The sequence below is a fragment of the Flavobacterium suzhouense genome, from assembly GCF_042684765.1.
GTDB lineage: Bacteria > Bacteroidota > Bacteroidia > Flavobacteriales > Flavobacteriaceae > Flavobacterium > Flavobacterium suzhouense.
In genome coordinates this window covers 218019-231139 of the sequence record NZ_JBHUMD010000030.1, presented here as the reverse complement: position 1 = coordinate 231139, position 13121 = coordinate 218019, and the positions used below count along the sequence as shown (strand labels likewise).

At 39.8% G+C, this 13121-nt stretch carries 15 protein-coding genes; 8 read left to right on the top strand and 7 right to left on the bottom strand.

Annotated features, from left to right (window positions below; genetic code table 11):
• Positions 1–1278, top strand: coding sequence for a glycosyltransferase family 4 protein (locus ACFSR3_RS16850; RefSeq protein ID WP_379822677.1), 1278 nt, complete (start codon positions 1–3; stop codon positions 1276–1278).
• Positions 1279–1747: 469 nt separating this feature from the next.
• Here ACFSR3_RS16850 and ACFSR3_RS16845 read toward each other — a convergent pair whose 3' ends face one another.
• The 3 genes from ACFSR3_RS16845 to ACFSR3_RS16835 form a co-directional block, all read right to left on the bottom strand.
• The gene (locus ACFSR3_RS16845; RefSeq protein ID WP_379822675.1) at positions 1748–2215 is read right to left on the bottom strand and encodes a DUF1572 domain-containing protein; all 468 of its coding nucleotides are present in this window, start codon (positions 2213–2215) and stop codon (positions 1748–1750) included.
• A gap of 3 nt (positions 2216–2218) precedes the next feature.
• A complete protein-coding gene (locus tag ACFSR3_RS16840) occupies positions 2219–2584 on the bottom strand; it encodes a glyoxalase (RefSeq protein WP_379822673.1) in 366 nt (121 codons plus the stop codon).
• 147 nt (positions 2585–2731) lie between these two features.
• On the bottom strand, positions 2732–3511 hold the full coding sequence (locus tag ACFSR3_RS16835; protein ID WP_379822671.1) for a J domain-containing protein: 780 nt from the start codon (positions 3509–3511) through the stop codon (positions 2732–2734).
• Between the two features lie 197 nt (positions 3512–3708).
• Between ACFSR3_RS16835 and ACFSR3_RS16830 the strand changes: the two genes are divergently transcribed.
• Positions 3709–4605: a DUF4421 family protein gene (locus tag ACFSR3_RS16830; RefSeq protein ID WP_379822669.1), complete on the top strand. Its 897-nt coding sequence runs from the start codon at positions 3709–3711 to the stop codon at positions 4603–4605.
• Positions 4606–4651: 46 nt separating this feature from the next.
• Here ACFSR3_RS16830 and ACFSR3_RS16825 read toward each other — a convergent pair whose 3' ends face one another.
• From ACFSR3_RS16825 to uvrA, 3 genes are all read right to left on the bottom strand, one after another.
• The gene (locus ACFSR3_RS16825; protein WP_379822668.1) at positions 4652–5428 is read right to left on the bottom strand and encodes a hypothetical protein; all 777 of its coding nucleotides are present in this window, start codon (positions 5426–5428) and stop codon (positions 4652–4654) included.
• 85 nt (positions 5429–5513) lie between these two features.
• The gene (locus ACFSR3_RS16820) at positions 5514–5915 is read right to left on the bottom strand and encodes an SseB family protein (protein ID WP_379822667.1); all 402 of its coding nucleotides are present in this window, start codon (positions 5913–5915) and stop codon (positions 5514–5516) included.
• A 236-nt stretch (positions 5916–6151) separates the two neighbouring features.
• Complete coding sequence (gene uvrA / locus ACFSR3_RS16815) at positions 6152–8941, bottom strand: excinuclease ABC subunit UvrA (RefSeq protein WP_379822665.1); 2790 nt, start codon at positions 8939–8941, stop codon at positions 6152–6154.
• Between the two features lie 8 nt (positions 8942–8949).
• Here uvrA and ACFSR3_RS16810 point away from each other — a divergent pair, with 8 nt between their 5' ends.
• From ACFSR3_RS16810 to ACFSR3_RS16785, 6 genes are all read left to right on the top strand, one after another.
• Positions 8950–9408 (top strand): hypothetical protein, encoded by a 459-nt coding sequence (locus ACFSR3_RS16810; protein ID WP_379822662.1) that lies wholly within the window; start codon positions 8950–8952, stop codon positions 9406–9408.
• 21 nt (positions 9409–9429) lie between these two features.
• A complete protein-coding gene (locus tag ACFSR3_RS16805; protein ID WP_379822660.1) occupies positions 9430–9681 on the top strand; it encodes an endonuclease domain-containing protein in 252 nt (83 codons plus the stop codon).
• 243 nt (positions 9682–9924) lie between these two features.
• The gene (locus tag ACFSR3_RS16800; protein WP_379822658.1) at positions 9925–10812 is read left to right on the top strand and encodes a S66 peptidase family protein; all 888 of its coding nucleotides are present in this window, start codon (positions 9925–9927) and stop codon (positions 10810–10812) included.
• Between the two features lie 89 nt (positions 10813–10901).
• Complete coding sequence (locus ACFSR3_RS16795; RefSeq protein WP_379822656.1) at positions 10902–11369, top strand: YdeI/OmpD-associated family protein; 468 nt, start codon at positions 10902–10904, stop codon at positions 11367–11369.
• A gap of 232 nt (positions 11370–11601) precedes the next feature.
• The gene (locus tag ACFSR3_RS16790) at positions 11602–12186 is read left to right on the top strand and encodes an RNA polymerase sigma factor (protein WP_114757114.1); all 585 of its coding nucleotides are present in this window, start codon (positions 11602–11604) and stop codon (positions 12184–12186) included.
• Between the two features lie 51 nt (positions 12187–12237).
• Positions 12238–12384 carry a hypothetical protein gene (locus tag ACFSR3_RS16785; RefSeq protein WP_169520437.1) on the top strand — a complete coding sequence of 49 codons (147 nt, stop codon included), beginning with the start codon at positions 12238–12240 and terminating at the stop codon, positions 12382–12384.
• 17 nt (positions 12385–12401) lie between these two features.
• On the opposite strand, the gene ACFSR3_RS16780 is transcribed toward ACFSR3_RS16785, so the two are convergent.
• Entirely contained in the window at positions 12402–13073 is a 672-nt protein-coding gene (locus ACFSR3_RS16780; RefSeq protein ID WP_379822654.1) for an endonuclease III domain-containing protein, read from the bottom strand.
• Between the last annotated feature and the right edge of the window lie 48 nt (positions 13074–13121).

Below are 13121 nucleotides of genomic sequence, written 5' to 3'. Positions count from 1 at the left end.
ATGAAGGTACTTATCATAACTTATTATTGGCCGCCTGCCGGTGGTCCCGGTGTACAACGCTGGCTTAAGTTTGTTAAGTACCTTCCTGATTTTGGTGTAGAACCCATAGTTTATATTCCTGAAAATCCTACATATCCTCTTATTGATGAAGGGCTGTTGTCGGAAGTCAATCCTAATGTCACTATCCTCAAACAGAAGATTACCGAGCCTTATGCATGGGCTTCGGCATTTTCAAAAAGTAGTACTAAAAAGATAAGTTCCGGTATTATTCCTAACAAGAAAAAGCAATCGTTTTTACAGTGTATCATGTTGTGGGTGAGGGGTAACCTCTTCATTCCCGATGCAAGGGTATTATGGGTAAAACCTTCTGTAAATTACCTTTCAAAGTATATAAAGGAGAATGGTATCGATACAGTTATTACCACCGGGCCTCCTCACAGCCTGCACCTTATAGGTTTGAGGTTAAAGGAATTACATCCTGTAAAATGGATTGCTGATTTCCGTGACCCGTGGACAACAATTGGCTACCATAAAGAATTGAAACTTAGTGCTTCTGCCGAAAAGAAACACAAAGACCTTGAAAAGAAAGTGCTTACCGGTGCTGATAGTATTTTAGTTACGAGTCCAACAACAAAGTCTGAATTTCAGCTACTTACCGATAAACCGATTGATGTTATTACGAATGGCTACGATACAGAAATAGTAGCCAAACAACCTTTGGATGAGAAGTTTACACTAGCGCACATTGGTTCATTCCTTTCAGAGCGCAATCCGCAAATGCTGTGGAATGCGCTTGTAGAATTACTAGCCGAAATACCCGATTTCCACACTTATTTTGAACTGAAACTGATAGGTGCTGTTAGTGCTGAAGTACTACAATCTATTGATATAGCAGGGCTTTCGGGTTATGTAAACAGTCTTGGGTACGTTCCTCACAGCGTTGCCGTAGCAGAACAGAGAAAGTCTCAGGTGTTACTCTTAATTGAGATCGATTCGGAAGATACAAAATGCATAATTCCGGGCAAGTTATTTGAATATATGGTTTCTGAAAGGCCAATTTTAGCAATTGGTCCTGAGGGAGCGGATTTTGCATCAATAATTAAAACTACAAATACTGGAGTGTTTTCGTTATACTCTGATAAAGAATTAATTAAAAAGACAATTCTTAGTTATTTTAACCAATATAAAGAAGGTAATCTGAAGTCATATGCTATAGGTTTACAGGAGTTTTCTCGTAAAAACCTTACTTCTCAGTTAGCCAGTATTTTACGAAAATAATATTACGCTTTTTGCTCTCAAAACGTCATTTTTGTGCGTAATATTAGATTGTCTAATAGTCTGATATCTAATAATCTAAAATATTATATTGCACTTTTTGTTTTTAAAAAAAAGGTGTTTTTTGAAAGCTTTTGGTAGCTGATTTTTAGATTTTCCAATTTATAAATCTTCAATTTGGCCTAAAAAGTAAATCCCGCCATTCTTGTGAGAATGACGGGACTTAACAAACCAACCAACCAATTATTAACAAACCTCAAATCTTATGATTGTGAGATTTATAATGACAAAGATACAATTAATGTGCCAAACTCAAAATATATTGTAATTTTTTTTATGTCAGTTGGTTACAATTTTCTTTGAAAGAATTTCATTAATAGTATGTCAAAGTCAATAAATACGCACTATGCGTGCATATTAATACAGTTTAATTCCGAATATGAAAAATGTAATTTGTACTGATTCTATATAATTACGTATTGAAAATCATCTTTTTAATAAGGACTATCTGCCCCAGGTGATAATGAGTGTGTTCAATAATTCCAACAAGATTCCTAAAATAGATACCATATTTGCCATCTATAAATTCCTTGTAAATAATTTCTTCAGGGAGTTTTTCAATCAGGGTTGCAAATCTTTCTGCTTCTGTCCAGATTTTTCCCTGCAATAGCAGCCAGTCTGCCTCTGAAGCAACAACCGGATGATCAAAACTGAACTTGTCGTGGGCATCCAGTAGGCCACCTTCCAGTACTTTAAGCACTGCAGTCACGTAATACCCAATATGATAGGTTAGGGCTGTAATAGTATTAAATGTAGATATCTCAGTGTTGGCCTGTTCCCAGGTTATATCCTGTAAAGTGTCTTTTAGGTTTACGGTACACCAGTTCCCGCCAAAGATAACTTCACGAAAATGCTTTGCTATTTGTGTTGGAGCGTTCATGTACTACTTATTAAACTCCCCGAAATGCCATAATATCCCTGAAGGATCATGTACAAAGCATTCCTTTCCCCAGTCCAGCGTACGAACAGGGACAAGTTTTACGGAAGGATATTTATCGGTGAGATTTAGGGCGGTAAGCTCATTCCAGAAACGGACAGTATCATCTACTTCCATAAAGATCATGGTATTGTCTACCCAATCCTTTACATAGGCATCCTGCAAATAGAAAGCCATTGCTCCCGATGTAAAAACCGACATATTTGTACTTAAAACTGTCTCTTCAAAGCCCAGGTCACGATAAAAGCTTCGTGATGTTTCAAAGTGTTTTGCACCTATAAAAGGGCGTATGGATTTGGCGTTGTGGTTCATGGTCTTACTAGTTTTTTGTAGGGCCTTTTCTTCCTGAGCCAGTTGACATAGAAGAAAAAGAATATTAGCCACGGAAGTAATAATGTTAACAACATGGTGGTTTGGATTTGGATTGCCTAAATATATAAAATATTATAAAACAAAGCTTTATTTACTGTAAGTAGAATAAATCCCGATAGCAAACAGCAAAAGAATCAAAACAAAAAGAAGTACGGTTGTTAGTGGCGGCATCTCTTCATTATCCTGTACGGTAGTTTTTGAGGCTTTTGGGATATCGTGATTTTCAGGAGTATTCAGGGTTTCAATCCTGCTGAGCATGCGGTTATTGCCATCTGCCAGCTTTTTCAGTTTGGGTTGTATGGCGGTTTTGTCGTCCTGGGTGAGGAAAATGCAGCAGGTAATAAGCTCGTCTACGATAAGACTGTTTACGGCTGTATCCCTTTCATAAAGCAGGAAATTGATATTTTCGTTGGTTAACAACTCATCCAGCACTTTAAAAAGCGCCCTTTTATTCATATGGCCGTTGGTATTCAATACGGCATCCTTGATCTTTTTAAAGTGTATCAGGTATTTTATAGGTGTCGGCTTACCATTATCGGTTTTATGCCTGAAACCCGGTTTTGCGCCCCTTATGTAGTCATATTCGGCGCGGGTATCGGTATCGCTGAGTACGATATACGATTCCAGTATCTTCTTAAAGAGTTCCTCGCTATCACTGTTTCCGCTGTTCTTGTCGGGATGGTGCTGTAAAGCCAGCTGCCGATACGCCTTTTTTATGTCAGCCTGTGAACAGTTGGGCGCAACACCCAGTATTTGATAGTGGTTCTTCATGTAAGCAATCGTTCGGACTGTAAATGTAAGGAATAAATGGGTTATCGGGTTATTGAGTTTCGGGTTTGGGGTTACTTGCTTTATACGTTCTGTCATTGACTCCGTCGAACCACTTTGTTAGGTTTGCGAGCGAAGTGAAACGGAGTGTGGCAATCCCAGATTGCTTCGTTCCTTGCCTATGCCGGCAGGCTGGCTCGCAATGACGGAACAGTATTTAATGAATTGTAACTTTTTAGCAGTATTAATACCAAACCTCTAAATCCCCCGTTATCCTATCACATTCCTTACTTACAATGCTTTTCAGGATTACCGCTTTACTTATTACATTTATTGTATGCCAAAATGCATTAGCCCAATCGGCTGTTGATACAGCCTACATAGCGCAATACCCTCAAAAGATGATGGTAAAGGCTTTTGTTTCCCAAAGCGGGATAGAGATAGAGCATAACAAAAAAGGCTATTCTCCCAATAATCCTACCCGTTTGGGCGTTGGATTTTCCCTAAAGAATACCGTTATAAACCTGAGTTCGAGTTTTGGTGTGTTTCCTGTCGAGAAAGATTTGGGAAAAACCAGGTCGGTTGATTTCCAGATCCATAATTACGGGCGGAAATTCCTTGTCGACCTGTTCTATCAAAAATACAAAGGCTTTTATAACGACGATGATAATGATAATGTAACGTTATACCCTGATACCTCGGCACAACTGATAGGGGGAGAGCTGACCTACGTTTTTAACCACGATCGCTTTTCGACAAAAGCAGCTTTGGAGCAAACAGAAAAGCAACTGAAGTCTGCCGGGAGCTTTCTGATTGGAGGTGGTGCCTATCATTATAAATTACGCCTTGAAGATGCTTTAGGAGCAACAAAAAATAGCGTAAACAACTTCCAGTTGGGTGTTAATGCCGGTTATGGTTATTCGTGGGTCATTGACAAACACTGGCTACTCTCCGGTATGGCGACTGTAGGTGTCAATGCCGGAAATGAGGTTAACGTACTCGAAGATGGCAAGATAAAATTGTACCCCACAGCCTTTGCCCGTGGCGGTGCCGGATACCATAAAGACAGTTGGGGCATTGGTATGTCATTTATCGTAAATAACAAGCTGGTGTACTATACCTCCGATAGCTTTAGCCTTACCTCCGTAAATTTACAGATTACCTATGTAAAGCATTTTGATAAGTTTTTTTAAGCACGGATTGCAAATCCGCCTTTACTTTGTTTTAGATAAAAAAGTATTATTTGTGTTTCAAATTCAACCTACTACCAAATTGTTTTTCTAGTCGTCTGAGATGTTCATCAGTGCCTTTTCTTTGAGAGTCAAATTCAAATATATTAAGTATTGGTTTTGTATCTATCTTAATATTGTCAAATGTCTTTCCTATAACTTTAACTAGTTTATGTTTATTGTTAAGATTAAGTTCAATAATGTTCTCATAAACTTTGTTGTAGGATATAAGTATGTCTTCTCTATATTCGTGTAGGAGATTTTCATATATTTTCATTTGTGCAAATACTTTTGGCTCTTTTTTTGATCGTATATCCGAATTTTTAAAATGTTTTGCTTCATGAAAAACCAATTTAGTGCTACCATTAATATTTTCAATAGTGACGTAATCAATATATGCACGTGGTTTTCCAAATCCAACTTCAATATCTAAGATACATATGTCTTCATTATCCAAAGCATGTTTTTTTACTTGTTCTTTTTCCTCTAGTTTGTATTTTTCAGCATTTAATTTTAATTCTTCAATTTTCTCTAAGTAAATTCCCGTGTTTAAATATCCATTTTCGTTTATTCCGAAATATTTTTTATGTGATATCCACTTTATTTCTCTATTTTTTTTATTAAATGATATTTTACAAATACTTTGGCCATAATAGTAAACATTAATATACTCCTTACGAATAGCAATAAATAAATCTTTATCTCGAACCATATTCTGAAAATGCTGATTTTTATTTAATGCTGTAATGAAATCGGGATTTTTGATGCCTCTTTGGAATTTATACATTATATATTTTTCTATAAATTTAAAAAACAAACTTTCTCTTACAAACAAAAAAAATCCCCATTCAGTACGAACGGGGATTCATATTTTACTTTTTGCTTTGCTCTAAAACAAACATGGTGGGTGTTCCGGTGTTGATGACGATCCTGTGTATCGAACTCATTTCACATAATTGAAGCACATCTTTTGAAGCCAGCATTTTGTAAGGCATGGGTTTTTTAGCCCAGTCAGATAAAGTCTCTTCATCTGTAAATACGCATAGTGTACGAATGCCTTCGTGATTAAATACACTGCTTAGCTTTAGGGTTTTGGTATGCCCGGCTTCAGCAAGGGCTTTTTGCTCTTCGGGTGTGTCATTGGCAGAAGGCAGCAACAACATCGAATTGCCGTTTATAAGCTCCTGTATTACATTCATGTAATTGTCTTTATTTTCTTCCTGCTTGTGGTAGGTATTTATTAGATCTAAAAGTTTAGTGTTGTTTGGGTTCATAGGTTTTAATTTATTGAATAGCCCCATTCGGTAAGAACAGGGCTTGTTTGTATTTATAAGAAGTTTTTCGTCATTGCGAGCCTGCCTGCCGGCATAGGCAGGGAGGTACGACGAAGCAATCTAAATGAGATTACCTCGTCCATTCTGCTTCAGCGTCAGATTGCCACGCTTCGTTACACTACGCTCGCAATGACAAAACGTAAGAGTAAGTCACTCGCAACTCGAAACCCTAAACTCTATAACTTTTCTCGAAGATATTCCCCCGTAATCGATTTAGGGTTCTTAACGACTTCCTCCGGCGTACCGAAAGCTACTAAATGGCCACCGTTCTCGCCGCCTTCAGGGCCTATGTCGATGATGTAGTCAGCGCACTTGATAAGGTCAAGGTTGTGTTCGATTACGATAATTGAGTGGCCTTTATCCAACAGTGCTTCAAACGAAGCCAGTAGCTTTTTAATATCGTGGAAATGCAGACCCGTTGTAGGCTCATCAAATACAAACAGGGCTTTCTCTTTCGTAGCTCCTTTTACAAGGAATGACGCCAGCTTGATACGTTGCGCCTCACCACCGGAAAGGGTAGAAGAGGACTGCCCTAATTGTACATAACCCAAACCAACATCCTGTAGCGGCTGTAGTTTGGTCATAATTTTCGTTTGCTTATGCTCACTGAAGAATGCCACAGCATCGTCAATGGTCATGGTCAGGATATCATCAATGTTTTTGCCCTCAAAAGTCACTTCAAGCACCTCTTTTTTGAAACGTTTACCGTTACAGGTTTCGCATTCCAAATGCACATCGGCCATAAACTGCATCTCTATGGTTACTTCGCCTTCACCTTTACAGGTTTCGCAGCGTCCGCCATCTACGTTAAACGAGAAATGCTTGCTCTGGTAACCGCGAATCGATGAAAGCTTTTGCTTCGCAAACAAGTCACGGATATCGTCATACGCTTTAATATACGTCACCGGATTAGAACGCGAGCTACGCCCAATCGGATTCTGATCTACGTATTCAATATGCTTGATGTGTCCGTAGCTGCCCTGTAGTTCGGTAAATTGTCCTGCCTTTTCACCCACACCCTCAAGCTGTTTCTGCATGGCAGGGAATAATATCTTTTTTACGAGCGTACTCTTTCCGCTACCCGAAACTCCCGTAATCACGGTAAGGCAGTCCAGCGGGAATGTTACGTCGATGTTCTTCAGGTTGTTTTCGCGCGCGCCTATAACATCCACATGATTCTTGAACTTGCGGCGTTTCTTAGGAACACTTATTTCAAGTTCCCCGTTCAGGTATTTGGCAGTAAGCGAGTCTGATTTCAGTATCTCGTCATACGTACCCTGGGCCACCAGTTCACCGCCATACGTACCTGCTTCGGGACCAATATCAATGATCATGTCGGCCATTTTCATAATGTCCTCATCGTGTTCAACCACGATAACGGTATTCCCCAGATTACGAAGTCCTTCCAATACTTTGATAAGCCTTTCGGTATCTTTAGGGTGAAGCCCGATACTCGGTTCATCTAGAATATACATCGAACCCACAAGGCTACTTCCCATAGAGGTCGCCAAGTTAATACGCTGCGACTCACCACCCGAAAGCGTCGCCGAACGACGGTTCAGTGTCAGATAATCCAATCCAACCTCCTGAAGGAATTTCACGCGGTTGTTGATCTCTATCAAAAGGCGTTTTGCTACTTTTTGCTCAAACTCTGTTAGTTCTAATGCAAGGAAGAAATCCGCCAGGTTTTTGATAGGCAGGTCAACCAGGTCAGAGATGGTATGGTTGCCTACTTTAATATAGTTTGCCTCCGGTCTCAGGCGTTTGCCTTTACAGGTAGGACATTTTGTCTTTCCGCGGTAGCGTGACAGCATCACGCGGTTTTGTATCTTATAGTTTTTCTCTTCCAGTTCGGCAAAGAAATCGTTCAGTCCGGTAAAGTATTTGTTACCTGTCCAAATCAACTGCCTGTCGCTTTCCGATAGCTGGAAATACGGCTTATGGATAGGGAAGTCAAATTTATGGCTGTTCTTAACGAGTTCGTCACGGTACCAGCCCATGCTCTCACCACGCCAAGGGTAAATAGCATTCTCATACACCGAAAGCGCGGTGTTAGGCACTACCAATTCCTCATCAATGCCTATGATGCTGCCGTAGCCTTCGCAGGCAGGACACGCCCCATACGGGTTATTAAAACTGAATAGGTGTACGTTAGGTTCAGGGAAGGTTATGCCATCCAGTTCAAAATTATTGCTGAATGAAAGTCGGTTGCCGGTTGCCACATCCTGAAGATACAGTTCGCCCTTGCCTTCGTAAAAAGCCGTCTGAACAGCATCTGCAAGACGGTTGTAAAATTCCTCTTCGTCTTTTACTACCAAACGGTCAACGATCAATAATACTTCTTTGTTTGCCAAATCAGCACCAGGAAGTTCGTCAAGACGTTTGGTTTCGTTATCTACAAGCACACGGGCAAAACCCTGTTGCAGTAATACACCAAGCTTTTCATCTAGCGTACGGCCTTTCTCGATATGCACGGGAGATAATAGTAGCCAACGGCTATCAGGCTCGAAAGCTTTAACCTCGTCCATCACATCAGTAACGGTATGCTTTTTTACCTCACGGCCTGAAACTGGTGAGAAAGTACGCCCAATACGGGCAAAAAGCAGTTTCATGTAATCGTAGATCTCGGTACTCGTACCTACGGTAGAGCGGGCATTGGTAGTGTTTACCTTTTGCTCAATGGCAATGGCGGGTGCAATACCTTTGATGTATTCCACCTTTGGTTTATCCAAACGGCCAAGGAACTGGCGTGCGTACGATGACAAACTCTCTACATAGCGGCGCTGGCCTTCGGCATAGAGGGTATCGAACGCAAGGCTCGATTTACCCGAACCCGACAGCCCCGTTACCACCACCAGTTTATTGCGGGGTATGGCAACGTCTATGTTCTTGAGGTTGTGCAGCTGTGCACCTTTTATAAGTATGTTTTTCTTAGGTTCTAATTTAGAAAAATCGGTCTTTATCATGGCAAAAATTGAATAGGCAAAGATACGGATTTACAGGCAGATTTTTGTTAAGGGAAATGAAAGGGATTTTTATTTGTGAAGAGAGAGATTTCTTATATTTGGATATGACTAAGAAAGAACAATATGGACTGAGCTTCCTGAATTGGGAGAATGAGGATAAAACAATTGTAAAAATTTGCAGAAGAGAAATTGTTGATGAATATAGTGAACTTCAGGTTTTAAACAGATTCAATATTACGTTGAGCAAATCACTTATTGATCAAATTGATAGAGTGTTAAATAATGAATACTTTGAAGAAATATTTTCTTCAGATGCTATAGATGATAACTCTATTGAAATCCATCCGCCATTTATAATTATAAATAATATACTTCAAATGAGAATCGTGGATATGAAGGCACTCCTTGGTGAGTGGATTGCTTTTTTAAGTTTGAGTGAAGCTAGTTCCCCTCTTGAGAGGGGCTAGGGGTGTGTTACTGAATAATCTATGAAACGAAAAATAATACCATACAATCCTAATCTGAAAGAACTGGCAAGGCAGCTTCGTAACGGAAGTACTAAAGCTGAAATTGTTCTTTGGCAGAAATTAAAACGAAAGCAGATGTATGGATATGATTTTGACAGACAAAAGCCTGTAGATAATTATATCCTGGATTTCTTTTGTCATGATCTGATGTTGGGGATTGAAGTTGATGGTTTGGTATTACGGTTCTTCGGTTTAGTGATTATCAGATTATGAAAGATACTGAGAATGTTATAAGAGCAATTGAGCAGTATATCTTGGAATTTGAAGAACGTACAAAACAAGAAGATTGAGTTTCAAATGTATATCTTTGGATAAATCAATAAATATAACACACCCCTAGCCCCTCTCAAGAGGGGAGCCAGCTTCACTCATACTCTTTAGCATCGTTTTAATCGGCAAGAGTGGAGTTCTCTCCGCAGTGGTGGAAGAGGCTAGGGGTGTGTAAAAGAGTTAACAATGACACCACCATACCTTTCACCCGGCGATAAGGTCGGGATAGTGAGTACCGCAAAACGTTGCGAACCACATGAAATAAACGATGCTCTTGGCATACTTAACAACTGGGGACTAGCGCCTGTAATTGGGCGCAATGCGTTCTCATCCGATGGCTATCTTGCCGGTACGGATGAAGAACGCCTGTCTGACCTTCAGCAGATGCTGGATGATACCGAGATTAAAGCTGTTTTCTTTACCAAAGGCGGCTATGGTACACTGCGCATTATTGACAGTATCGACTGGACAGCGTTTAAAGCCAATCCAAAATGGCTTGTAGGTTATAGCGATATTACGCTGCTGCATTGCCATGTTCATAACTTTGGGATTCAGACACTACATGCGGTAATGCTACAGGGCATGCCCGGGAGTACGCCGGAATCATCCGAAAGTATCCGAAAGGCACTCTTTGGCGAAAGCCTTAGCTATGAAATCCCTGCATTGCCTGAAAACAGGAGCGTAGATGCTATTGAAGGCACGCTGGTAGGGGGTAACCTGTCGATGTTGTATTCTGTGTTGGGCTCTGTAACCGATATTGATACGACAGATAAAATCCTTTTTATAGAAGAGATCGACGAATACCTATACCATTACGAACGCATGCTTCTTGCGCTAAAAAGGGCAGGGAAGCTGTCAGGGCTTAAAGCAGTGATCGTTGGCAGTATGGTCGACATCAAAGAAGCTACCTTGCCTTTTGGCAGGAATGATAGGCAGATCACGCTGGAACATTTTGACTGTCCGGTGTACTTTGGTTTCCCTTCAGGGCATATAAGCGATAACAGGGCACTTATTTTGGGCAGGGAGATTAGGATAAGTGATAAAGGAGATACAGTTAAATATGAATTCATTTAACCACAAAGGCAGCAAAGGTTACACGGTGTTCACAAAGCTTTGTGTGCCTTGTGAACCATTTTTGTGAACCCTGTGGTAAAAAATAAAATATGGACGAACTTTTAACCGATAAAGAATACCAACTAGAACGCTTTCCGGGAAAGGGAGGGTGGACGTATGTTTTGTTGCCGGAGATTCCCAAAGACCCTGAGGCTGCTTTTGGAGTCGTAAAAGTAAAAGGGACTATTGATGATTATGAGTTCAGCGACGTGTCGTTAATGTCTTTTCAGGGTGTACTTATGATGGCGGTTAAAGCTGAGATACGCAAAGCAATAGGCAAGGAGGAAGGCGATACTGTGCATATTACTTTATACAGGGACACTGGTGTTTTTCAGATTCCTGAAGATTTTAAGCAACGATTAATGGAAGAAAGTGTGTTTGAAATCTTTAAAGGATACAGAAAATGGGAACAGCGCATGTGCATAAAGTGGATTTTTTCTGCAAAGCGTGAGGAAACTGTTAAGGAAAGGATTGTTAAAACAATTTTTAAGCTAAAACGCAGGGAACGAATAATTTAACAATTGTTTTGCTATAAGTCTAAAACACTGAATTTTCTCTTGTATTTTGAAAATTATTGTGCTAATTATGTTAAAATTTACATTAACTATTGCATTTTAAATTTTATTTATATTATATTTGGCTTATAATTAATTCAAAATTAACACAGCCTATACAAAAAATTACTTTTTAAAGAACCCAGTTCTGTTTTACCGAAACCAAATTCAAAAAAACAATTAAAAAGTATTTGCTATGGCTAATGTTGTAATCCCCGACGCTGTTCTGGTTAAAAACTATGTAGATGGAGACGAAAACGCTCTTGCTACACTAATCAGCAGACACCAATCAAAAATTTACGGTTTTATCTATTCTAAGGTAACTGACAGGGATATTGCTGATGATATCTTTCAGGATACTTTTATCAAGGTAATCAAGACACTGAAATCTAACTCGTATAATGAGGAGGGTAAATTCCTGCCATGGGTAATGCGTATTTCGCACAACCTTATCGTTGACCATTTCAGGAGGAACAAAAAAATGCCAATGTTCCGTGAAACAGAAGAGTTCTCTATTTTCTCTATTATGACAGATAACAGTCCTAACATCGAGAACAGGATTATTACAGAACAGGTGGAAAACGACCTGCAACGCCTTATCGAGGAACTTCCTGACGATCAGAAAGAAGTCCTTCAAATGCGTATTTACCAGGATTTAAGTTTTAAGGAAATAGCTGATTTAACTGGGGTTAGCATCAATACTGCCCTTGGAAGGATGAGGTATGCGCTTATGAACTTAAGAAAGGTTATCGAAAAAAATAAAATAATTTTAACCAATTAAACAATATAAGGAGCTTCTTTGCGTTCTATAGGGAAACATAACAACCTATACATGGCAAAACTTTACTCTAAAAAGAAATTAGCGGAAGCTCCAAAAATGTTACCTAAACAAGAAACGATCGATTTTATACTTAATTATTCAAAGGCTTTAAAAGTAGTTAAGACGTCAAACGGTACATACGAGAATATCGCTAATTAAGAAAAACCTCCCGCAGATTAACGGGAGGTTTTTTTGTTTTTAGCGGCTTCGTATTCTTCTAAAACCGACTTGCGGCCTATGGTTGCTGTGATGATATCTTTCTTTAAATCCCACCCACGCGCGGGTGAATATTCACGTCCGTACCAGATGATCTGCAGGTGCAGTTCGTTCCATTTTTCTTCAGGGAAAAGGCGTTTGGCATCTTTTTCTGTCTGAACTACGTTTTTACCATTGGTAAATCCCCAGCGGTACATCAGTCGGTGTATATGAGTATCTACAGGAAAAGCGGGTACGTTAAACGCCTGGCTCATAACCACGCTTGCAGTTTTATGCCCTACGGCAGGTAATTCTTCCAGCGCTTCAAAACTTTGCGGCACCTCTCCGTTGTGTTTGTCTATCAATATTTGCGAAAGTCCGTGTATCCCTTTGGCCTTCATTGGCGAAAGCCCAACAGGTTTTATGATCTCCCTAATCTCATCCACGGTTAGCTTAACCATATCATACGGATTGTCAGCTTTGGCAAATAATAGCGGCGTAATCTGGTTCACACGAACGTCAGTGCTTTGTGCGCTCATCAGTACCGCGATAAGCAGGGTATAAGGGTCTTTATGGTCTAACGGGATAGGTATTGTTGGGTATATTTCGTCAAGGGTGTCCATTACGAACTGTACCTTTTGCGCTTTGGTCATTTTTAATGTATTTTAGCTTTACAAATATATGTATTAAGCATTATTTTG